Genomic DNA, 21,205 nt, shown 5'->3' with positions numbered 1-21,205 from the left:
AGCCGCCGCCGAAGGCGCCGGCGTGCGGTTCGACCTGGTCCGCCTGGACGAGCACGTGCCCACCGCTGCGGCGGCTGCTCAGGCGCTGGGGTGCACGGTTGCCCAGATCGCGAACTCCCTCATCTTCGAGGCCGACGGCGAACCGCTGCTCGTGATCGCCAGCGGCGCCCACCGCGTTGACGCCGCCAAGGTGGCAACTGACCTGGGTTATGCCAAGGTGCGCCGGGCCGGTCCCGACTTCGTGCTGGCCCACACCGGCCAGCAGGTCGGCGGGGTCGCGCCCTTCGGCCACCCGGCGCCGGTGCGGACCGTGATCGATGAGGACCTCGCCACCCACGAGCAGTTGTGGGCGGGCGGTGGTGACGACTTCACCATGCTCTCGATCACCTTCGCGGACCTGGTGCGCTCCACCGGGGGGCAGGTGCGTCGGGTGCGCTGACGCTACCGCGCACCTTCGATACGCCCCGGCGGGCCCGGGGGCGTCGTCGTCGGCTATCAGCATGCCCGGGCCGGACTTGACCGGGGTCAAGGTCGTTTGCGCGCCGTTTCCGTACGTTCTTATCAGGCCCCAGGAAATGGGCGGGGCAGCGACTGTAAAGGACACGACGATGACCATGATTCGCAAGTGGTGGAACGGGCCGTGGATGATTCCCACGGTGTCCGGTCTGCTCATTCTGATGTCGTTCTTCACCTCCCGGGCCATGGGCCTGGACGGTGTGGGCGATCTGCTCATGGTGGCCGCTGCGGTGGTCGCCGGGGTACCGATCGCCGTCAAGGCCGTGCGGGCGCTGATGGTCAAGAACATCAGCATCGACCTGCTGGTCTCCATCGCCGCCACCGGTGCGGTGATCATCGGCGAGTACTGGGAGGCCGCCGCGGTGACCTTCCTGTTCGCCATCGGGCACGCCCTGGAGGCGCGCACGATGAACAAGACCCGCTCGGCGCTGGCCGAACTGGTCGCCGTGGCCCCGGACGTGGCCGTGGTGATGCGCGACGGGCAGCAGGTGGAGGTCCCGGCCCACGAGGTGCTCGAGGGCGAGACCGTGCTGGTCAAGAACGGTGCCAAGGTGCCCGTCGACGGTGAGGTGATCGCCGGCAACGGCGCCCTGGACGAAGCCTCCATCACCGGTGAGTCCATCCCGGCCGAGAAGGCGCACGGAGACCAGGTCTTCGCCGGCACCATCTCCCGTGGCGGTTTCCTGCAGGTGCGCGCCACCGGCATCGGTGCCGACACCACCCTGGCCCGGATCATCCACCGGGTGGAGGAGGCCCAGGACGCCAAGGCCAAGACCGCGGCTTTCATGGACCGCTTCTCCACCTACTACACCCCGGCGATCATGGTGCTGGCGCTCGCGGTGGGCCTGCTGACCGGCAACGTGGTGCTGGCGCTGACCCTGCTGGTGATCGCCTGCCCCGGTGCGCTGGTCATCTCCATCCCCGTCACGATCGTGGCCGGCATCGGCCGCGGGGCCCGCGACGGCGTCCTCATCAAGGGTGGGGAGTACCTGGAGAACTCGGCCAAGATCGACGCGGTGGCGCTGGACAAGACCGGCACCCTCACCGAAGGTCGCCCCGAACTGACCGACGTGGTGGTGCTCGACCCGAGTTCCACCCGCGACGAGGTGCTGACCTGGGCCGCTCGGGCCGAGGCCGGCTCCGAGCACCCCCTGGCCCGTCCGGTCCTGGAGGCTGCCGCTGCCGAGGGACTGTCCACCCCGGGCCTGCCCGAGCACACCGAGCCAGTGCCCGGCAAGGGCATCACCGCGACCACCCACGGCCGCAGGGTGCTCATCGGTAACGCCGCCCTGCTGACCCAGTACGGCGTGGCTGACACCGTGGGTGCCGAGGACGCTGCCGAGGACCTGGCCGCCCAGGGCCGCACGCCGATGATCGTGGCCGTGGACGACGCCGTTCTCGGTGTGGTCGCGGTGGCCGACACGGTCCGTGCCGAGGCCGCGCAGATGGTGGCCGACCTGCACGCCGCCGGTGTGAAGAAGGTGGTGATGCTCACCGGGGACGCCCCGCTGGTGGCCCAGGCCATCGGTCAGGCCACCGGGATCGATGAGGTGCGCGCCGGGTTGCTGCCGGAGCAGAAGCTCCAAGCGGTGGCCGACCTGCAGAAGCAGGGCTACACCGTGGCGATGGTGGGCGACGGCGTCAACGACGCTCCCGCCCTGGCCACCGCCGACATCGGTGTGGCGATGGGGGCGGCCGGAACCGGCGTCGCCATCGAGACCGCCGACATCGCCCTGATGGGTGACCGGCTGTCCCGGCTGCCGGAGGCGATCGGCCTGGCCAAGAGCACCGTGCGGGTGATGCGTCAGAACATTGTGGTCGCCCTGGCCACGGTGGCCGCGCTGATGGTGGGTGTCTTCACCGGCGGTGTGACGATGGCGATCGGGATGCTGGTCCACGAGGCCTCGGTGCTGGTGGTGATCGTCAACGCGATGCGGCTGCTGCGCAAGAAGCGCCGCGCCGCGGCCGGCCCGACGGCTCCAGCCGCCAAGCAGCCCGTGGTCAAGACGCCCCAGGCGGCCTGACCCACCACGACCCGGGGTCGAACCTCACGGCGACGCCCCCGAGCCAGACCCCGCCAGGCCGGGCGGATGGGACCCACCAGCCCATCCGTCCGGCTCTGGTCATGCCCGGGGCTGCCGGTCCAGAACCACCCGTGCGGGGGAACGGCCTCCCCACGACGGGGGAGGCCTGCGGACCCTCCCTGCCCTCACGCTGGGTCACATGACCACAACTACGACTGCGCGGCCCCGTCTGACCACCGACCCGGTGCGACTCGCCCGGTTCCGGAAACGCATCTGCCTCGCCACGATCCTTGCCTGCCTGCCCTACATCCTGCTCAAGATCGCCTGGGTCTCGGGCTGGGGGATCGGGGCGAACAGCTCCGACTTCGCCGGAACCACGATCGCGGCCAACACCGCCACAGGCTTGCTGGACATGGTGGCCATCGCCATCGCGATCCTGCTGGTCCATCCGGTGGGCCGGCGCATCCCCGCGTTCTTGATCGCCTTCCCGCTGTGGATCGCAGCCGGCCTGCTCGCGCCGGTCGCCGGGGGCTTCGTCCTCGGCTCGGCCGTCCAACTGCTCTCAGGAGGAGGTAGCCCGTTGGTCGATGACGTCCTGCAACCTTGGGTGTTCGCCGTGGTCTACGGCGGCTTCGTCCTGCAAGCGGTCCTGCTCGGCACGGGCCTGGTGTTCTACGCGCGTGAGCGCTGGCAGATGCTGCTCTCCGGTGGCCGCGCCCACGACGGCGCCGGTCACACCCGTCCGCTACAGAACCTGCTGGGCTGGATCTTCATCCCGGCCGGGCTGGGCTATGCCATCTTGAACTGGGGGTGGGCCGTCACCGGTGGTGGCAGGTTCCCCGACCCGTCCACCGGGCAGCGCGTGATGCTCACCCTGTTGGGTGCATTCGCGATCGGTGCGTGCCTGCCCTGGCTGAACTGAGCCGTGGAGACCGACTACGCCGCCGATGGCTGGCTCTGGGTTTCGTCGGCACCGCTGTGGTCTTCACGGATGCGCTCACCGGCCTCGTCAACGCGCTGCTGATCGCCCCGGACGACTGGGGTCACGCCGGATTCACACCGGATGAGGCGCTCGCCCTCCTGTTCATCGCGTTGAGCGCACTCGGTGGTGCGATCGGTGGGGCCCTGCGGTTCGTCGAGGAGTGCCGGACGGCGCCCGAGGCCCGCGCCGATACCAAGCGTGAGCGGGCAGATACCCCCACACCGGTTGCGTAACCGACCGGGCGCCGGGGGCCGGGGAGGGGTCAGGCTTCCTGGACGTCGCGGCGTCGGATGCCCACCAGCGACGCACCCGACAACGCCACCGCCACCAGGCTGAGCCAGCCCAGCGGCCGGCCGTCGAAGTCGAACGCGGGCTGTTCGGGCACGTGCTCGAACGGGGAGCCGTTCATCAGCCACTGCGGCAGGTCAAAGATGCCACCGAAGTAGGCCACGACCGCCGCGAGGCCGACCAGCGCCCAGGACCACGCCGCGGCGCGCGGTGCCCACCCCAGCAGCAGCGCAGCAAGACCGACGATGACGCCGACCGCCGGCAGGTAGGAGACCGCGGCGATGGTGCTGGTGCCCACCCAGGAGTAGTCGTCCATCGAATACCCCGCACCGAGGCCGATGCTGAACCCCATCACCGCCAGCAGCCACGCCCCGCCGAGCACAGCCAGCATCAGGTTCGCCCCGAGCCAGCGCCACCGGGGCAGCGGCGTGGTCAGCAACGGCCCGACCCGGCCGGCAGTCTCCTCGCCACGCAGCCGCAACACGATTTGCAGCGGCGGGACCGCGCACAGGATCGCGACCACCAGGATCACCGTGGCGGCGAACAGTTCCTCCCCCGAGGCGTCGATGTCCGGCATGAACTCGGCCATGATCGGCAGGTCCTCAAGGTAGGTCGAGGCCTCCGACAGCACCGGGCCGTACAGCAGTCCGAAGATGCCCAGGCCCACGGTCCAGCCGATCAGCGTGCCACGGTTGGACCGCCACGCCAGCCCGAACGGGCCTCTCAGCCCGGCCCCGGCGCGTGCCGGTCCGGGACGGGTCCCGAGCACGCCTGCGCCCACGTCCCGGCGGCGGCTCAGCGCCACCGCCACGACGAGAAGGACGACGGCGGCTCCCACCGGGAGTAGCAGCGGCGCCCAGTCATCGGCGTAGTAGGGCTCGGTGGCCTGGGCCCAGCCCAGTGGGGAGAACCAGGAGAGCGTCTCGTTGCTGACATCCCCCAGGGCGCGGAGCACGTAGGCGCCGGCCAGTAGCATCCCCGCGGCCGAGGAGGCGGTGCGGGCGTCCTCGCTCAGTTGCGCGGTCACGGCGGCGATTCCGGCGAAGACCAGGCCCACCGAACCGACCGCGGCGCCGAACACGAACGAGCCCTCCCAGGTCACCGTGTCGATCCCCAGCGATCCCAGGCCGAGGGCGAGCACCAGGGCCAGCACCAGGTTTGCCCCGATCACCACGGTCATCGCCGCGGCGGCGGGAGCGAAGCGGCCCACCGGGCCCGAGCGCACCAACTCGGCCCGCTCGGACTCCTCCTCGGCGCGGGTGTGGCGCACTAGGGTGAAGATCGACATCAGCGCCGCGATCGCGGAGATCAGCACCAGCAGGTTGTGGCCGGTGATGATGCCGTAGGTGTAGTCGCCGTCGCCGTACACGGCCCCGATCAGGGCGGTGGTGCCGGGGTTGTCGATGGTCAGCAATGCGCCGGCGCGGGCCTCGGCGTCGGGGTAGGAGGCCGGGAAACTCGCGGCGGTGCCCACCGTGGCCAGCAGGATGCCGATGATCCACATCGGCAGGCGCACCCGGTCGCGGCGGAGCGCGAATCGCATCAGGGTGCCCAGGCCGGTCAGCTCTCCGGTGCGCGCCGGCGGGGCGGGCCGGGCCGGGCGGGTGGCGGTTGCGGCGCTCATCGGTCCGCAGCCTTGAGGTCGCCGGTGGTGCCGGTGCCCGCGCCGGTGCGTGCGGTTGCGGCGTCGTCTGCGGCCCCCTCGACGCCGGCCTCCGCGCTGCCGTAGTGGCGCATGAACAACTGCTCCAGAGTCGGGGGGTGCGCCTGCAGGGACCGGATCCCGGCGGCGTGCAGGTGTCCGATCACCTCATCGAGGTGCTCGGTGTCGACGTCCATACGCAACGCGCCCTCGTCGTCGTCGGCCAGGTCGTGCACGCCCGCCACCCCGCTGAGGTCCACCGGGCCTGCGGTGACCACATCAACGGTGGTGCGCATCAGGTGACGCATCTGCGCCAGGGATCCGGACTCCACGATCCGCCCGGAGCGGATGATGGAGATGTGCTCGCAGAGCTTCTCCACCTGGGCCAGGGTGTGGCTGGACAGCAGCACGGTCCGGCCCCTGGCGTTCTCCTCGGCGATGACCTCGGCAAAGACGGCCTCCATCAGCGGGTCCAGACCGGAGGTGGGCTCATCCAGCACCAGCAGTTCCACGTCGGCGGCCAGGGCGGCCACGATCGCGACCTTCTGCCGGTTGCCCTTGGAGTAGGTGCGGCCCTTCTTGGTGGGGTCCAGGTCGAAACGTTCGATCAGGTCATCGCGGCGGTGCCGGTCGGCCGTGCCGCGCAGGCGGGCGAACAGGTCGATCGCCTCTCCGCCGGTCAGGTTCGGCCACAGCGAGACATCGCCGGGCACGTAGGCCAACCGGTGATGCAGGGTCACCGCGTCGGACCAGGCGTCCTCGCCCAGCACCGTGGCGGTGCCGGAATCGGGGCGCAGCAGGCCCAGCAGGACCCGGATGGTGGTGGATTTGCCGGCGCCGTTGGGGCCGAGGAAGCCGTGCACCTGCCCGGGTTGGACGGTCAGGTCCACCCCGTCCAGGGCCCGGGTCGGGCCGAACGTCTTGACCAGGTTGCGGATCTCGATGGCTGGGTTCATCGGGGGTCTCCCGGGATCGATGGACGAGGGCGGCGGTCGCTCGGTCACCGCGATGCGACGAGAGCGCGCACGCGGGTTGATCGCACGGTCAGTAGCCTAAACGGGCGTTCAGCGCACTGTCCAGGGTAATCCCGTTCACACGGGGACGCGCCCGTGGCAGGCTGGGCATTGGCCGTCCCAGCTGAAGCGCAGGACGTTGCCAGGACGAGGAGCCGTCATGACTCAGACCACCGCCGTGCGTAGCGCCGCGTCCATCGCAGGCCCGGTGTTGCAGGCCGAGGGCCTGGTGCGCCGGTTCGGCGACCTCACCGCCGTGGACGGGGTGAGTTTCCACATCGACCCCGGGGAGACCTACGGGCTGCTCGGGCCCAACGGGGCCGGGAAGACCACTACGATCTCGATGGCCGCCGGGCTGATTCGCGCCGACGCCGGGCAGGTGCGCATCGCCGGGGAGGTGATGGGCCCGAACCGGGTGGCGCCCAAGGCCCACCTGGGCCTGGTGCCCCAGGACCTGGCCATCTACCCCGAACTCAACGCCCGGGAGAACCTGTCCTTCTTCGGCCGTCTGCAGGGCATGAGCGGCAAGGACCTGCGTGGACGGATCGATGAGGTGTTGGACCTGATCGGGCTGGCCGACCGCGCCAAGGAGGCCACCAAGAAGTTCTCCGGCGGGATGAAACGCCGCCTGAACATCGGCATCGGTCTGCTGCACCGGCCCTCGTTGTTGATCCTGGACGAACCGACGGTGGGGGTGGACCCGCAGTCGCGCAACGCGATCCTGGAATCGGTGGAGGCGCTGTCCACCGAGGGCATGGCGGTGCTCTACACCACCCACTACATGGAGGAGGCCGAGCGGCTGTGCGACCGGATCGCCATCATCGACGCCGGGAAGGTCCAGGCCGAGGGCACCCGAAGCGAACTGATCCGTCTCATCGGCGAACTCGACGAGATCCGGTTGGTCGGCACCGGCGCGGTGGCCGCCGCGGCTGAGCAGTTGCTCGCATTACCGGCCGTGGAGCAGGTGGTGGCCGACGGTCGCGACCTGGTCCTGCACGTGCGCGATGCCCCCACCGCGGTTGCTGCTGTGGTCACCGCCGCCGGTCGGGCCGGGATGGAACTGGACGATGTGGGCATCTCCCGGCCGAACCTGGAATCGGTGTTCCTGCACCTGACCGGCAAGGCGCTGCGGGACTGACATGAGCCAACTGCTCACTCTGGCGGCGGCGGATCTGCGCCAGCGCGTCCGGGACAAGTCGGTGCTCATCTTCGGCCTCGTGGTGCCGATCGCGTTGATGTTCGTGATGAACCTGGTCTTCTCCGGCGCCGAGGACATCGAGTTCGAGCAGACGACCGTGGCGATCACGGCGGCCGACGACGACGACCTGGCCCGGGCGGTGATCGCCACCCTGGGGCAGGTGGACGCCTTCGAGATCAACGTCGATGAGGTCAGCGCCGATCAGGTAGGCCCGCTGGTGCGCGACGGCAGCGCCGACCTGGGCATCGTCATCGACGGTGGCGACGCAGCCTCGGTGGCCGAGGACGCGCAGGCGAGTGTGGAGGTGATCGAGGGGGAGGCCGCCGGACTGCAGACCAGCATCGTCATCTCGGTGACCCAGGCGGTGGCCGACCGGTTCACCTCGGTCACGACGGCCACCCGGGCCGGCGCCGAACTGGGCCTGTCGGATGAGGAGTTGGCGATGGTGGCCCAGTCGGTGGCGCAGGCGCCCGAAGCGGTAACCACCATCGAAGGACGCACCGCCAGTGAACAACTCGACGGGGGCGGCACCATGGTGGCCGGGCAGGCTGGTCTGTTCCTGCTGTTCACGGTGGGCTTCGGGGTGCTGTCGCTGATCAACGAGCGCGAGCAGGGCACCCTGGTGCGGTTGCGGTCGATGCCGATGCGGCCCGGAGTGATCGTGGCGGGCAAAGCGATCTCAGCCTACGTGCTGGGCGTCGGGGCCACGGGGGTGCTCCTCGCGGTGGGCGGGTGGATGTTCGATGTCTCCTTCGGCTCGGTTCCGCTGGTGGCCTTGTTGGTACTGACAGTGGTGGCCGCGGCGACGTCACTGATGTTCGTCGTCGCCCGCCTGGCCCGCACCGCAGAGCAAGCCGGCGTCACCCAGGCGATCCTCGCCGTCGTGCTGGGCATGTTCGGTGGCGCCTTCTTCCAACTCACCTCAGGCGGTATCGCCGGGACCTTGCTGGAACTGAACCCGATCGGGGCGTTCACGCGCGGGCTGGGGATCGTCGCCGGTGGCGGGCAGTTCTCTGATCTTGGCGTGCCGTTGGCCACCATGGTGGGCTTCGCCGTGATCGCCGCGGTTGCCTCGGGACTACTGCCGGACCGGGGGGCGGAACTGTGAGGGCCGTGCTGGCCATCGCCGGAACCGAGCTGCGCCGCTTCGTGCGGGACCGGTCGAACATCTTCTTCATGCTGATCTTCCCGATGCTGCTGGTGTTCGTGCTCGGCCTGCAGTTCGGAGGCGGGGCCGACCAGGGCCGGGTGGTCATCACCGGCGCCGGCGGGGAGTTGCGCCAGGGGCTCGCCGAGGAGCTGGAGCGCACCGGCACCGAGGTCGACGGTGTCGCCGGCGCCGAGGAGATGCGCACCGAGGTGGCCCGCGAGCGAGCCGAGGTGGGCCTGTACATCGATGCGGAGGCGGAGAGCGACTACGCCTCGGGACAGCCCGGTCAGATCGAGATGATCGCTGCCTCCGGTGCCGGTGCCCCGATGGTGCAGCAACGGGTGCTCACCGCGCTGGGCACCCTGACCGGGCCGCGCGCGGAGGTGGCGGCCCTGACGCAGGCGGGCGTACCGCCGCAGGAGGCCGACGCGGCCCTGGTGGGGGCCCGGGAGGCGGTGGCGCCGGTGAGCCTGACCGTGACCGATGCCGGCGGCCAGACCAACGTCTTCGCCGGGCTGGGCCGGTTCGACCTGGAGGCGGGCAGCATGCTGCTGTTGTTCGTGTTCCTGTCCACCCTGTCCAGTGCCGTCACGCTCATCCAGTCCAGGCGCCTGGGAGTGCAGGCCCGGGTGTGGTCTCCCCGGTCTCGGCCGGTGCGGCGATCGGTGGGCAGGTGCTGGGCCGGTGGGTGATCGCGTTCGTCCAGGGCGGCTACATCATGGTGGCGAGCATGGTGCTGTTCGACGTGGACTTCGGCAACCTCGCCGCGGCACTGGTGCTGGTGGCCGTGTTCGGGGCGGTGGCCACCGGGACGGCGATGCTGTTGGGGGCGCTGATCGACCACGAGGGCGCCGCCACCGGGGTCTCGGTCGGGTTGGGCCTGGTGCTGGCCGCGCTGGGCGGGTTGATGTTCCCCCTGGACCTGTTCCCGGACACCCTGCGCACCGTGGCCCACGCCACCCCGCACGCCTGGGGGTATGAAGCCTTCGCCGAACTCCAGCGCCATGGGGGCGGGGTGGCCGACATCGCCCCGCAGCTCGGGGTGCTGGCCGCGATGGCGGCGGTGCTGATCGCCCTCGGCGCGGTGGCGCTGCGCCGGGCCGTGTCCCGGGCGATGTAGGCGCGCCACGCGTTGCCGACCCGGGACCGTTCCGGGCCTGACGGAGCCCGCGCTCGCGCCCGTGGCACAATCGCGAAGGATGCCCACCGACACCCCCGTCCCCGCCCGAACCGCCCGCCACCTGCGCGTGACCGCTCCCCGGCCACCCCGCCGCGGCCACCCGCCGATGGGCAGCTCCCCGGAGGCGCCGGACCGCATCGAGGTCACCGGCCGCTGGCTGGAGCGCGGCGGCCGTCCCTGGTTCCCCGTGACGGGGGAGGTGCACTATGCCCGCCTGCCCCGCGAGCGCTGGTCCCAGACCCTCGGGCACGCCCGGGCCGGGGGCCTGACCTCGGTGGCCTGCTACGTGCTGTGGCAGGCGCACGAACCCGATCCGGGCCGGTTCCGCTGGGACGGTAACCGGGACCTGCGCGCCTTCATCGACCTGGCCCGCCGGCACGGCCTCGAGGTGATCGTGCGGATGGGGCCCTGGGCCCACGGCGAGGCCCGGTACGGCGGGTTCCCGGACTGGCTCGTCGCGCAGAACCTGCCCACCCGCACCAACGACCCCACCTACCTCGAACTGGCGCGCCGGCTCTACGCCCAGGCCATTACCCAGCTCACCGGCCTCACCCACGCCGAGGGCGGACCCGTGGTGGGTGTGCAGATCGAGAACGAACTCTACGACCAGCCCGAGCACCTGGCCACGCTGCGCAGGATCGCCGAAGACCTCGGTCTGCAGGTGCCGATCTGGACCGCGACCGGCTGGGGCGGAGCCGAGGTTCCCGGCACGCTGCTGCCGGTCTACAGCGCCTACGCCGACGGATTCTGGGCCGAGACCACCACGGAGTGGCCCCCCTTCGCCCAGCACCACTTCCGCTACGGGGAGGTGCGCGATGACCTCACCGTCGGTGCCGACCTGCGCGAGGCCCTCGACGGGATCACCGGTGCTGCGGCGGCACCGCGGACCGACGCGGCGGACCTCCCGTTCGCCACCTGTGAACTCGGTGGCGGCATGCACGTGGCCTACCACCGCCGTCCCCTGGTCAGCGCCCAGGACGTCACCGCCCTGGCACTGGCCAAGATCGGCAGCGGTTCCATCTGGCAGGGCTACTACATGTACGCCGGGGGCACCCAGCGGGCGGGTGCTGCCGGCCCGGAGCAGGAGTCGCACGCGACCGGCTACCCCAATGACGTGCCGACCCGGAGTTATGACTTCAACGCCCCGATCGGTGAGCACGGTCAGATCAGGGCCCACCACCACACCCTGCGGCGCCAGCACCTGTGGCTGGCCACCGACGGGACGGCGCTGGCCACCATGACCACCAGCATCGGTGGCGGCAGCGAGGACCCGGAGGAGTTGCGCTGGGCGGTGCGTTCGGACGGCCGGCGCGGCTACCTGTTCTGCAGCACCTACCAGCCGCCGAAGCAGCCCATCGCCGCCCAGCCCGGCTTCCGGGTGAGCATCGAGTTCGACGACGACGTCGTCAACGTTCCCGCCGAGCCGGTCGACCTGCCGCCCGGCATCTCGGTGGCGTGGCCGGTGCGCTACCCCCTCACCGATCACCTCCGGTTGCGCAGCGCGACGGCGGAACTGCTCACCCGGATCAGCGACGACGCCGGTGAGGTGGTGGTCCTCAGTGCGACCGAGGGCGTGCCGGTCGAACTCGTCCTGGAACGGACCGGTGGCAGGGAGCAGGGAGCCGACGACGGCGACATCCCCGTGGGCGGCGCCGGGTCAGCGCGGCGGGAGGGTGCCGCGACCGTGGTCACGCTCGATGCCCCACCGGGTCCCGAGACGGTGGTGGACCTTCCCGGCATCCGGGTGGTGGTGCTGGATGAGCAGGCCGCGAACCGGCTGTACCGTCTGGATGTGGGCGGCCGGGACCGGCTCGTGCTCGCCGACGTGCCGGTGTACGCCCTGGACGGGCAGTTGGTGGCCGACACCGAGGTGGACTCGGCGTCGATCTCGGTGCTGCCCGCCCCGGCGGCGCTGCAGGTCGCACCGGGCACGTGGGGGTCCGGCCCCACGGTACCCACCGGCGCCGCGACGCAGCCCGGCGTAACGGCACCGCCCGCTCTCCTGGCGCGCGACTCCGAGGCCGCGCACGGCTCGCTCTGGGCCACGTGGCGGCTGTCGACCCCCGCTGCGGGCACCCATCGGATCGCCTCGGACCTGAGTCCGACCGCGCCCAGCCCGCCCGCGCCCCGGACCGGTGGGCCGATGAACCGGCTCAGCGCCCCGACCGACTTCTCCGGGGCCGCCGCCGTGCCCGTGCGGATCCCCGGCGACCTCCTGGAGGACGTCGACCGGGCGCTGCTGCGCGTGAACTGGACCGGTGACGTGGGCCGCGCGGTGATCGATGGCCAGGTGGTCAGCGACAACTTCTGGCACGGCAGGGTGTGGGACATCGACCTGACCGAGCACCGCGAGGTGGTGACGCGCCAGGGCCTGGAGTTGGAACTCCTGCCCTGGCGCGCCGAGACCGGCGTGTGGGTGGATCCGGCGGTCCGCGATGTTGCCGACGGTATCTCGGTGACCTCGGTCGATCTGGTCCGCGTCGCCCGCGTCGCGCTGTCCCTCCATGATTGATCGGCTCGAGGGCGAGGGCGACGGCGAGAGCGAGTATCGGGTGCCTCCCTACCCGGGGCCGACCTGTGTGCACCGGATGCTCACCGGTGGGCCACGACTCGGTCAACCTTTTCGGGAGATGATGAAGGCATGCGATTGATCCTCATCCGCCACGGCCAGACCCCCTCCAACGTGGCCGACCTGTTGGACACCGGGGAACCGGGTGCCGACCTGACCGAACTGGGCCGCAAGCAGGCCGCCGCGGTGCCGCGCAGCCTGGTCGATGAGGACATCGACGTCGTCTACGCCTCCACCCTGGTGCGCACCCAGCAGACGGCGGAGCCGTTGCTGGCCCAGCGCGACGCGGAATTCCGGGTGCACGAGGGGCTGCGGGAGATCAGTGCCGGTGAGTTCGAGATGCGTGGGGACCACGAGGCGATCCGGGCCTACCTGGGCACCTCTTCGGCTGGGCCGATGACCCGACCCTGACCGTGCCCGGCGGAGAGAGCGGGGAGGAGGTCTGGGACCGCTATGACCAGGTGTTCGCCGAAGCCGCGGCCGATGGGGTGCGGACCGCGGTGATGTTCACCCACGGGGCGATCATGCGCTCCTGGTCCGCGGCCCGGGTGGCCAACATCAGCGGCGAGTACGCCACGCACAACCCGATCAGCAACACCGGCGCGATCGTGCTGGAGGGCAGCGTGGACCAGGGCTGGTGGGCCCACTACTGGGAGAACCTGGCCCTGGGCGGGGACCGCGTCAGTGCCCCTGCCGGCGACGGCCCGGCCGGCCGGGAGGCGCCCGGGAATACCGTTGAGTGGCATGCCTGAGCCTTCTGGCTCCGCGCCGGGGTGCACCGGCTACTCTGTTCGCGCAGCAAGCGTTCCAGACCAACACCCAGGAGTTTCCCGATGACGGGCACCCACATTGCCGCACCGTTCACACCGGCTGACCGGGTGCGGCGGATCAAGGAGTCCCCGAGCACCGCCGCTGCTGCGCGAGTACGGGAACTGAAGGCTGCCGGGAACCGGATCTTCGACTTCACCGTCGGCCAGCCGGACTTCGACACACCCCAGCACATCAAGGACGCCGCCACTCGCGCAATGCACGCGGGCGACACCAGGTACACCTCGGTCAATGGCACGGTCGAACTGCGGGCTGCGATTCGGGAGCGGATGGAGCGCACCTCAGGCATCTCCTACCCCGATGGCTCCATCACCGTGGGCGGAGGGGCCAAGCAGGTCATCTACCTGGCGTTCAGCGCAACGCTCGATGCCGGTGACGAGGTCATCATCCCGACCCCCTACTGGGTCTCCTACCCGGACATGGTCGGCGCCAACGACGGTACTCCCGTCGTCGTGCAGACCAAGGCGCAGGACCGGTACAAGATCACGCCGGCACAACTACGGGAGGCGATCACCCCGCGCACCCGTTGGTTGATCCTGAACAGTCCCAGCAACCCGACAGGCGTGGCCTACACGCAAGCCGAACTGCACGCCCTGGCCGCAGTCCTGCAGGAGGCGCCCCACGTCTGGGTGCTGAGCGATGAGATCTACGATGACATCACCTTCACCGACCAGCCCCTGCTCGGGCTGGCCGCGGCCGCACCCTCGATCCGGTCCCGGGTCCTGACCGTCAACGGCGTGTCGAAAAGCTACGCGATGACGGGGTGGCGCCTGGGGTACGCCGTTGGCGTCCCTGCCCTCATCGGGGCGATCAACCTGCTGCAATCCCAGACGTCGACGTGCCCGTCCTCAATTTCCCAGGCCGGCGCCGTGGCAGCATTGACCGGGGATCAGTCCTTCGTCGCCGAGACCGTCCGCGCCTACCGGCAGCGCCGCGACCGCGCCCTGGAACTCATCGCCGACGTCGACGGATTGAACCCGATCGAGCCGGACGGAGCGTTCTATCTGTTCGTGGACTGCGAGGGCCTGCTCGGGCGGCGCACACCGCAGCAGGGTGCGGAACTGACCAATGATCAAGAGGTGACCCTGTACCTGCTGGAGGAGGCAGGCGTGGCGGTGATCCAGGGTTCAGCCTTCGGTGCTGAGCCATTCTTCCGGATGTCCTATGCCACCGACCTGGACACCATCGAGGACGGTATCGCGGCGATCGCTGCGGCGGTGGCACGGCTGCAATGAGCGGGGGGACGCGCCCGCAGTAGGCGCCGGTGGTCGGTGGCGCGACCGATGACGCCGAGTGGTCAGGTTGCGGTGAGAACCTGCACCCGTGCCTCGGCGAACGCTTGCGACAGAGGCGGCTGCAACGGTCGATCGGTCACGAGCACGTCCACCTGGTCCAGCTCGCCCAGGAGCACCGGCGCGGCGGCATCGAACTTGGAATGGTCGGCCAGCAGCACTACCCGGCCGGCCGCCTGCATCAGTGCCTGTTTGGTGGGGCGCTCCTGGTCGGTGGCAACGTACATCCCCGACCTGCGCAGCGCCGCGACGCCGATGAACAGCACATCGGCGTGCAGGTTCGCCAGGGCTGCCACCGTCTGCCCGCCGACAAATGCCTGACTGTCCACCAGGAGTTCACCGCCGAGTCCGATCACCCGAAGGTGCGGGAAGTTGAGCATGTGCTGCAGCACCGGCACCGAGTGGCTGATCACGCACCCGGAGAACGTGGGGGGTAGGGCCGCGGCGAGTTCGAACGCGGTCGTCCCGGCATCGAAGGCGATCGTGGCGCCGGGCTTGATCAGCCCCAGGGCTGCCTGTGCCATTCGCTGCTTGGCTGCCCGCTGATGAGCTCCCCGGCTGGTGAAGTCTGGGGTGCGCAGGGTCGCGTGCAGCAGGCTGGCGCCACCGTGCACCACCCGCAGTTCCCCTGCTGCGGCCAGTTTGCGAAGGTCTCGTCGCACGGTCATGTCGGAGACTCCGAGCAGGTCGACCAGGTCGGTCACCTTCTGGAAGCCGTGCACGCTGAGGAGTTCCATGATGCGGGCGCGACGCTCGGCCGGCCCCGGGCAGGCTCCTGGCCGTGGTCGGTTCGGTCATGTGGCATCACTCCTTGACAGACATCATGCCGGTTCGCAAAGATGGACGTGTTGATTATTCAACACTTACGTGTTGAGTTTGCCTCATTCAATGGTGAGGAGTGGGCATGGATGCTGGGAACATCGCAGACATCGTCTGTGTCGGGGTGCTCACCTACGACGCCATCGCGGTGGTCGAGCAGTTCCCTGCACCCGATTCGCGGCAGGTCGCCCAGGATGTGGTCTTCGCCGGCGGAGGTCCGGCGGCGACGGCGGCGGTCGCCGCCCGGCGGCTGGGCTCGAGCGTCGCGATGATCGGCACCGTCGGTGACGACACCGAGGGCCGGCAGATCCTGTCCGACCTGCAGGGCGAAGGTGTCGACGTCCGTGGTGTGCAGATCACCCCCGGTGTCCGCTCGGCGGCCAGTGTGGTGCTGGTGGACCCGGTCCGGCACACCCGGGCGATCGTGAACCGACCGGCCACCCGCCCGCGCATCGGCGAGGCTGCCGCGGAACTGCTGGACGGCGCCACCTGGATCCACGTCGACCAGATGGGCTGGGCGCCGGTGCGCCGCTACCTGCAGGAACTGCCGGCAGAGCAGCACCCGCGCCTGTCGGTCGATGGTGGCAACCCGATCGAGGACTTCGACCCCACCGGAGTGGACCTGTACGCCCCCACCCTGGAGGCACTGCGCCGCCAGTACCGCGGCGCACCGGCCCCGGAGTTGCTGCAACGCACCCTCGACGACGGTGCCCGCAGCGTCGTCGCCACCGACGGTGCCCGCGGATGCGTAGGGCTCGACGCCGACGGCAACCTGGTGCACGCCCCAGCCCATTCAGCCCCGCTGGTGAGCACGTTGGGCGCCGGGGACGTGTTCCACGGCGCGCTGGTCTCCGCGCTGCACCGCGGACTGCCCCGGCCCGATGCCATGGCCTATGCCAACATCGCCGCCGCACTGTCCTGCGCAGCGGTGGACGGCCGCAGCGCCATCCCCACCCACCACGACGTGCAGGCGGCACTCGCCTCCCGCACCACCACCGTGCCTGAGGAGGCCCCCGCTGATGGCTGAGCCGACGACCGCCCCACCCCACTTGAGCGACCTGCAACGACCCTCCGGTGCTTTCGCGATGCTGGCCGTTGACCAGCGCGAGGCGCTGCGGGGCATGTTCGCCGAACACACCCGGGGCCCGGTCAGCGACCAGCACGTGACCGACTTCAAGATCGCCGCCACCAGAATCCTCTCCCCGCACGCCTCGGCGGTGCTGATCGACCGGCAGTTCGGCTGGGAGCCGATCGTGCAGGCCGGAGTGGTCGATGAGCGGTGCGCCCTGATCGCGGCGGCGGATCACTTCGAGAGCGCCCATGGCGAACTGGTCGGGAACGTCACGATCGACTACCAGGTGGATCCGGTGCGGGTGCGCGACCAGGGCGCTCGGGCGATGAAACTGTTGGTGATCTACCGGCCCGATACCGAGCCCCGGGAACGGATCGCGATGGTGGAGGAGTTCATCGGCCGTTGCCACGACGCCGGTCTGCTCAGCATCATCGAACCGCTTTCCCGCGCACCGGTCTCGGGTAGCACCTGGGACTGGGACGCCGGGGTGCTCGCCGCGGCGCGCGAACTGGGTTCGCTCGGCGCGGACCTGTACAAGGGTGAGGTGCCCCTGCACGGTCAGGGCGCACCCGAGGAGATCCGCCGCCGGTGCGCCGAGATCACGGCCGCGGTCGACTCGCCCTGGGTGGTGCTGTCCAGCGGGGTCCCCGAGGACGTGTTCCCCACCGCGGTTCGGTTGGCGTGCACCGAAGGGGCCTCGGGCTTCCTCGCGGGACGGGCGGTGTGGGCCTCCAGCATCGCAACACCCGACGTCGAAGCGGACCTACGGACGGCGGCCGTCGCCCGGCTGCAGCACCTGGGCGAGATCGTCGACGACGTGGTCGGGGAGGCAGCATGAAGGTCGCCATGATCCCGACGGCGAGGCCGACGTTCGCCGTCGACGTCGCCCAGCAGCGGGCCGATCAGGCCCGGGCGCTGCTGACCGAACTCGGTGCGCAGGTGCGCGGGCCCCGGGAGTTGGTGATGACGCCCGAGGACATCGGGGCCGCCGCCGGGCATCTCCAGGGCGCGGACCTGGTGATCAACGTCTGTGCGTCCTTCTCCGACGCCAACCCGGCACTGCAGCTCTATGCCGACCAGCAGGCACCCGTGCTGCTGTGGGCCTTCCGGGAACCCGGCCCTGTCGGCGACCGGTTGTGGCTGAACTCGCTCTGCGGTGCCAACCTGTTCGGCCACGCGCTGGCCCGCTCCGGGGGGCAGGTCCGCCTCCTCTACGGTGATCCCGAGGAGGACCAGGTCCGCCGGGCCCTGCAGGCGGCACTCACCGGTGACCTCCCGCCCGCACCGGCCCTGCCGAGCGCGGCCGGTGAACGCGCCGATACCGAGGACGTGCGCACTGCTCTGGCGTCCCTGCACGGGCGCAGTATCGGCGTGATCGGCGATCCGCCACCGGGTTTCACACCCAGTGAGTACGACCCGGACTTGCTGACCCAGGTATTCGGGCTGCGGGTGCAGCAGTTGAGTATCGACGAGGCCTTCGCCCGGGTTGAGGCGGTCGGGTCGGAAGCGCAGCACGAGGAGTTCCGTGCGGCCGTCGCAGCCCAGCCCAGCCTGGATGACCTGGACCCGACCGAGGTGAGCAAGCACGCCGCCATCACGGTGGCGCTGCGGGAGTGGTCCGGCACACACGACCTCGCTTCGGTCGCGGTGCGCTGTTGGCCGGAGTTCCCCACCCGGGTCGGGGTGTGCCCGTGCTCATCACTGTCCCGCCTGGCCGGCGAAGGCGTACCCACCCAGTGTGAACGGGATGTCTACGGCGCGGCCACCATGTTGACGTTGCAGGCCCTCGGGGCGGGGATGAGTTACTTGGTGGACACCGTGGACCTGGACACCGGACGCAACGTGGTGCGGTTCTGGCATTGCGGCTCGGCGGCCACCACTTTTGGCTGCCGACCCTGCCAACGCCGTCCAGTCGGTGCACTGCAACCGCAAGATCGGCGTGGCCGGCAACTTCCCCCTGCGCACCGGGCCGGTGATCATGGCCCGGTTCACCGAAGACCTCGCCGGCGAGGGCTTGCGCCTACTGATCGGCAGCGGGCAGTCACTGCCCGGGCCGAACCGGTTCCAGGGCAACACCGCCGATGTCCGCCTGGACACCGATGCCAGTGAATTCGTGCACGGGCTCGTCACCGGCGGTTTCCCCCACCACACGGTCCTTGCCTGGACCGACGTCCGGCCGCAACTACGTGCTGCTGCCGATCTCCTCAATATCCCCGTCATCGAATGGTGAGAAACCAACAGTTCGAAGGAGAACGACATGAACACCAACCAGAACCGGCCCCTCTCCCGTGCGGCACTGTCCCGACGCCGCGCCCTGCAACTCTTCGGCGCCACCGGCTCCGCGGCATTCCTGGCCGCCTGTGCCGGGCCCGGCTCCGGTGGCGGGGATGGTGGCACCTCGGAGGAGAACGGCGGGGCCTTCGAAGGTGAGGTGGACGGCTCCATCTCCTTCGCGCACTGGCGCGCTGAGGACCAGGCGATCCTGGCCGAACTCATCGAGGAGTTCATTACCGAGCACGAGGGGGTCAGTATCTCCCAGGACATCTCGCCCTCCAACGACTACCAGTCCAACGCCCTGCAGCAGATCCGTACCGGCAACATCGGTGACCTGTTCGTGGCCTTCCGGGGCGCCCAGTTCGAGGACATGGTCGACGCAGGGCTCTACACCGACCTGAGTGGTACCGGCGTGCCGGACCTGTACAACGCCAGCCTGATCGACTCGGGCGCGCGCGACGGGGTCCAGTACGGCCTGCCCTACCAATTGGTGTTCAACCAGCCGATCACGAACCTGGACCTGCTCGAGCAGGCCGGGATCACCGAACCCCCCGGTGACTGGGAGGGGTGGCTGGCCATGTGTGAGGCGATCATGTCCCTGGACAAGGTCCCGATGGCCTGGTCGGGTGGCGAGATCGGTAACGCCGGGCACCTGTTCAACGCGATGGTGATGAACAACGCGCCCAGCGATGACATGTGCGTCAAGATCGAGTCCGGGGAGTACAAGGTCACCGACGACTGGTTCCTGCACACCCTGAGCCAGTACGAGGAATTGCGCCCGTACTTCCAGGCGAACTCCACGGGCACCGCGGTGGAACCGGTCCAGCAGATGTTCGCCCAGGGTGATGCGGCGTTGTTGATGACCGGCTCGTTCCACATGGCAGCTGTGCGCGAACTGGGGGCGGAGTTCCCGTTCGGCATGGCCGCACCTGTCACCGTGTCGGCCGAGGAGCGGAAGTACGAAGGGGTGCACAACGCCACCTTCGTGCTCGGGGTCAACTCCGCGTCGGACAACCAGGCCACGGCGCTGGAGTTCCTGCGGTTCCTGAGCGAGTCGGGGCCCGCGAGCACCTACGCGAACGGCACCTCGCAGCACCTGACGGTGTCCGACGTCGACTACGACAACGAGGACTTGGACGCCACCACGGACTGGCTGGACAAGGAGACCATGCTGGCCGCTCGCTTCCAGTTCAACGACCTGGATATCCGCAACGCCGCCGAGCAGGCCTGCATCGACGTCGTCGGCGGTACCTCGGTGGACGAGGCCGCGGAACAGGCCCAGGAAATCATCGACCAGCGCATCAACCGCTGACCCATGACCATCAGGTCCCGCCGACGGCTCTACCCGACTATCGGCGCGACCCGATCGGCGAACCTGCTGAGGAACACATGACAGGGACATCCGCGGAACCGGCTCGGCGGGCACGCCCGCCGGTTCCGCCGAACCCGGTACTGCCGCCGGCGCGCAGGAAGCGTGGTGGGCCCACCCGGGTGCATCCCGCGCTGTACGTGTTTCCCGTCCCGGCCCTGGTCGTCTACATCATCTTTTTCGCCATCCCGGCCTTGCAGGCCGTGCAGTACTCGGTGACCGATTGGGACGGGTTCAGCGCCGAGTACGAGAGCGTGGGGTTGGGCAACTTCCGCAACCTGTTCACCAACGACTCGTTGTTCATGAACGCGTTGTCGAACAACCTCAAGTTCATGTTGGTCGTGGTGGTCTTCCAGACCTTGCTGGCGCTGATGCTGGCGATCTTCCTGGTGCGCAACTCCACCGGCTCCACACTGCTGCGGGGGCTGTTCTTCTTCCCCACGATCCTGTCCTCGGTTTCGGTGGCCTACATCTGGAAGTTCATCTATGACCCGAACTACGGCCTGGGCAACTCCGTGCTGGAGGCCGTGGGGTTGGGTGAGTACACCAGCGCCTACCTGGGGAACAACGAGCAGGCGATCTATTGGGTAGCGATCACCCAGGTCTGGTTCCACGCCGGGCAGATGATGGTGATCTTCATCGCCGGGCTGCAAGGGGTGCCGGCGGAGTTGTACGAGGCCGCCGAGATCGACGGTGCCGGGAAGTGGAAGCAGTTCACCAAGATCACCTGGCCGATGATCGCCCCGGCCACGGCAATCGTGGTGGCTTACACCACCATCCAATCCTTCAAGGCCTTCGACCTGATCCTCGGACTCGGCGGACTCCCGCCGCGACGCAGCCTCGACATCTTGTCCACCCGGATCTACTCCACCTTCGCCAACACCGAGTTCGGGTACGCCGCCGCCCAGTCGTTGATCTTCATGGCCTTCATCGCCGCGATCGTCATCGCCCAGCGCCGCCTGCTGAAACTCACGCAGAAGGAGGCCTGA

20 protein-coding genes are annotated in these 21,205 nt (G+C 69.7%); 17 read left to right on the top strand and 3 right to left on the bottom strand.

Going from position 1 to position 21,205, the window contains the following annotated elements; genetic code table 11:
* The first annotated feature begins 22 nt into the window (after positions 1-22).
* The 4 genes from ACRRRO_RS06380 (at position 23) to ACRRRO_RS06365 (ending at position 3,755) form a co-directional block, all read left to right on the top strand.
* A complete protein-coding gene (locus ACRRRO_RS06380; protein ID WP_434081255.1) occupies positions 23-439 on the top strand; it encodes a YbaK/EbsC family protein in 417 nt (138 codons plus the stop codon).
* Between the two features lie 169 nt (positions 440-608).
* Complete coding sequence (locus tag ACRRRO_RS06375) at positions 609-2,540, top strand: heavy metal translocating P-type ATPase (protein WP_424795747.1); 1,932 nt, start codon at positions 609-611, stop codon at positions 2,538-2,540.
* Positions 2,541-2,739: 199 nt separating this feature from the next.
* Complete coding sequence (locus tag ACRRRO_RS06370; RefSeq protein WP_434081254.1) at positions 2,740-3,462, top strand: hypothetical protein; 723 nt, start codon at positions 2,740-2,742, stop codon at positions 3,460-3,462.
* Positions 3,441-3,755 carry a hypothetical protein gene (locus ACRRRO_RS06365; RefSeq protein ID WP_434081253.1) on the top strand — a complete coding sequence of 105 codons (315 nt, stop codon included), beginning with the start codon at positions 3,441-3,443 and terminating at the stop codon, positions 3,753-3,755. The genes ACRRRO_RS06370 and ACRRRO_RS06365 overlap by 22 nt, the downstream gene beginning before the upstream one ends.
* Positions 3,756-3,784: 29 nt before the next feature.
* Here ACRRRO_RS06365 and ACRRRO_RS06360 read toward each other — a convergent pair whose 3' ends face one another.
* Both ACRRRO_RS06360 and ACRRRO_RS06355 read right to left on the bottom strand, forming a co-directional pair.
* On the bottom strand, positions 3,785-5,434 hold the full coding sequence (locus ACRRRO_RS06360) for an ABC transporter permease (RefSeq protein ID WP_424795749.1): 1,650 nt from the start codon (positions 5,432-5,434) through the stop codon (positions 3,785-3,787).
* Positions 5,431-6,408 carry an ATP-binding cassette domain-containing protein gene (locus tag ACRRRO_RS06355; RefSeq protein WP_424795750.1) on the bottom strand — a complete coding sequence of 326 codons (978 nt, stop codon included), beginning with the start codon at positions 6,406-6,408 and terminating at the stop codon, positions 5,431-5,433. Before ACRRRO_RS06355 ends, ACRRRO_RS06360 begins: the two co-directional genes overlap by 4 nt.
* Before the next feature lie 217 nt (positions 6,409-6,625).
* Here ACRRRO_RS06355 and ACRRRO_RS06350 point away from each other — a divergent pair, with 217 nt between their 5' ends.
* The 8 genes from ACRRRO_RS06350 (at position 6,626) to ACRRRO_RS06315 (ending at position 14,625) form a co-directional block, all read left to right on the top strand.
* Positions 6,626-7,603, top strand: a complete 978-nt coding sequence (locus ACRRRO_RS06350; protein ID WP_424795751.1) for an ABC transporter ATP-binding protein — start codon at positions 6,626-6,628, stop codon at positions 7,601-7,603.
* 1 nt (position 7,604) lies between these two features.
* Positions 7,605-8,771: an ABC transporter permease gene (locus tag ACRRRO_RS06345; RefSeq protein WP_424795752.1), complete on the top strand. Its 1,167-nt coding sequence runs from the start codon at positions 7,605-7,607 to the stop codon at positions 8,769-8,771.
* 5 nt (positions 8,772-8,776) lie between these two features.
* Positions 8,777-9,505: a hypothetical protein gene (locus ACRRRO_RS06340; RefSeq protein WP_434081252.1), complete on the top strand. Its 729-nt coding sequence runs from the start codon at positions 8,777-8,779 to the stop codon at positions 9,503-9,505.
* Positions 9,502-9,933 (top strand): ABC transporter permease, encoded by a 432-nt coding sequence (locus ACRRRO_RS06335; RefSeq protein ID WP_434081251.1) that lies wholly within the window; start codon positions 9,502-9,504, stop codon positions 9,931-9,933. Before ACRRRO_RS06340 ends, ACRRRO_RS06335 begins: the two co-directional genes overlap by 4 nt.
* Positions 9,934-10,012: 79 nt before the next feature.
* Positions 10,013-12,505: a beta-galactosidase gene (locus tag ACRRRO_RS06330; protein ID WP_424795754.1), complete on the top strand. Its 2,493-nt coding sequence runs from the start codon at positions 10,013-10,015 to the stop codon at positions 12,503-12,505.
* A 129-nt stretch (positions 12,506-12,634) separates the two neighbouring features.
* Positions 12,635-12,973, top strand: a complete 339-nt coding sequence (locus ACRRRO_RS06325) for a histidine phosphatase family protein (RefSeq protein ID WP_434081250.1) — start codon at positions 12,635-12,637, stop codon at positions 12,971-12,973.
* A gap of 2 nt (positions 12,974-12,975) precedes the next feature.
* Entirely contained in the window at positions 12,976-13,314 is a 339-nt protein-coding gene (locus tag ACRRRO_RS06320) for a histidine phosphatase family protein (RefSeq protein ID WP_434081249.1), read from the top strand.
* Positions 13,315-13,395: 81 nt separating this feature from the next.
* Positions 13,396-14,625, top strand: a complete 1,230-nt coding sequence (locus ACRRRO_RS06315; protein ID WP_434081248.1) for an aspartate transaminase — start codon at positions 13,396-13,398, stop codon at positions 14,623-14,625.
* Between the two features lie 62 nt (positions 14,626-14,687).
* Here the strand turns inward: ACRRRO_RS06315 and ACRRRO_RS06310 are convergent, their stop codons facing one another.
* Positions 14,688-15,422 carry a DeoR/GlpR family DNA-binding transcription regulator gene (locus ACRRRO_RS06310; protein WP_434081559.1) on the bottom strand — a complete coding sequence of 245 codons (735 nt, stop codon included), beginning with the start codon at positions 15,420-15,422 and terminating at the stop codon, positions 14,688-14,690.
* 164 nt (positions 15,423-15,586) lie between these two features.
* Between ACRRRO_RS06310 and ACRRRO_RS06305 the strand changes: the two genes are divergently transcribed.
* The 5 genes from ACRRRO_RS06305 to ACRRRO_RS06285 all read left to right on the top strand — a co-directional run bounded on the left by ACRRRO_RS06305 (position 15,587) and on the right by ACRRRO_RS06285 (position 21,205).
* Positions 15,587-16,528, top strand: coding sequence for a PfkB family carbohydrate kinase (locus ACRRRO_RS06305; protein WP_424795757.1), 942 nt, complete (start codon positions 15,587-15,589; stop codon positions 16,526-16,528).
* Positions 16,521-17,411 carry an aldolase gene (locus ACRRRO_RS06300; RefSeq protein ID WP_424795758.1) on the top strand — a complete coding sequence of 297 codons (891 nt, stop codon included), beginning with the start codon at positions 16,521-16,523 and terminating at the stop codon, positions 17,409-17,411. Before ACRRRO_RS06305 ends, ACRRRO_RS06300 begins: the two co-directional genes overlap by 8 nt.
* Entirely contained in the window at positions 17,408-18,682 is a 1,275-nt protein-coding gene (locus ACRRRO_RS06295) for a hypothetical protein (RefSeq protein ID WP_434081247.1), read from the top strand. The genes ACRRRO_RS06300 and ACRRRO_RS06295 overlap by 4 nt, the downstream gene beginning before the upstream one ends.
* A gap of 148 nt (positions 18,683-18,830) precedes the next feature.
* Positions 18,831-20,159: an ABC transporter substrate-binding protein gene (locus tag ACRRRO_RS06290; RefSeq protein ID WP_424795760.1), complete on the top strand. Its 1,329-nt coding sequence runs from the start codon at positions 18,831-18,833 to the stop codon at positions 20,157-20,159.
* Positions 20,160-20,236: 77 nt separating this feature from the next.
* Complete coding sequence (locus ACRRRO_RS06285; RefSeq protein ID WP_424795761.1) at positions 20,237-21,205, top strand: carbohydrate ABC transporter permease; 969 nt, start codon at positions 20,237-20,239, stop codon at positions 21,203-21,205.

This window comes from Sanguibacter sp. Z1732 (assembly GCF_051020515.1).
Lineage (GTDB): Bacteria > Actinomycetota > Actinomycetes > Actinomycetales > Beutenbergiaceae > CALKWS01.
The sequence above is the reverse complement of the archived record's forward strand: the minus strand, read 5'-3'. Positions and strand labels throughout refer to the sequence as shown.

What these genes read in the sequence shown, in the direction of transcription:
- ACRRRO_RS06360 (WP_424795749.1), bottom strand. Translation starts at nt 5,434, where the DNA reads ATGAGCGCCGCAACCGCCACCCGCCCGGCCCGGCCCGCCCCGCCGGCG.
- ACRRRO_RS06355 (WP_424795750.1), bottom strand. Translation starts at nt 6,408, where the DNA reads ATGAACCCAGCCATCGAGATCCGCAACCTGGTCAAGACGTTCGGCCCG.
- ACRRRO_RS06290 (WP_424795760.1), top strand. Translation starts at nt 18,831, where the DNA reads ATGAACACCAACCAGAACCGGCCCCTCTCCCGTGCGGCACTGTCCCGA.
- ACRRRO_RS06370 (WP_434081254.1), top strand. Translation starts at nt 2,740, where the DNA reads ATGACCACAACTACGACTGCGCGGCCCCGTCTGACCACCGACCCGGTG.
- ACRRRO_RS06330 (WP_424795754.1), top strand. Translation starts at nt 10,013, where the DNA reads ATGCCCACCGACACCCCCGTCCCCGCCCGAACCGCCCGCCACCTGCGC.
- ACRRRO_RS06300 (WP_424795758.1), top strand. Translation starts at nt 16,521, where the DNA reads ATGGCTGAGCCGACGACCGCCCCACCCCACTTGAGCGACCTGCAACGA.
- ACRRRO_RS06315 (WP_434081248.1), top strand. Translation starts at nt 13,396, where the DNA reads ATGACGGGCACCCACATTGCCGCACCGTTCACACCGGCTGACCGGGTG.
- ACRRRO_RS06375 (WP_424795747.1), top strand. Translation starts at nt 609, where the DNA reads ATGACCATGATTCGCAAGTGGTGGAACGGGCCGTGGATGATTCCCACG.
- ACRRRO_RS06345 (WP_424795752.1), top strand. Translation starts at nt 7,605, where the DNA reads ATGAGCCAACTGCTCACTCTGGCGGCGGCGGATCTGCGCCAGCGCGTC.
- ACRRRO_RS06295 (WP_434081247.1), top strand. Translation starts at nt 17,408, where the DNA reads ATGAAGGTCGCCATGATCCCGACGGCGAGGCCGACGTTCGCCGTCGAC.
- ACRRRO_RS06285 (WP_424795761.1), top strand. Translation starts at nt 20,237, where the DNA reads ATGACAGGGACATCCGCGGAACCGGCTCGGCGGGCACGCCCGCCGGTT.
- ACRRRO_RS06305 (WP_424795757.1), top strand. Translation starts at nt 15,587, where the DNA reads ATGGATGCTGGGAACATCGCAGACATCGTCTGTGTCGGGGTGCTCACC.
- ACRRRO_RS06325 (WP_434081250.1), top strand. Translation starts at nt 12,635, where the DNA reads ATGCGATTGATCCTCATCCGCCACGGCCAGACCCCCTCCAACGTGGCC.
- ACRRRO_RS06350 (WP_424795751.1), top strand. Translation starts at nt 6,626, where the DNA reads ATGACTCAGACCACCGCCGTGCGTAGCGCCGCGTCCATCGCAGGCCCG.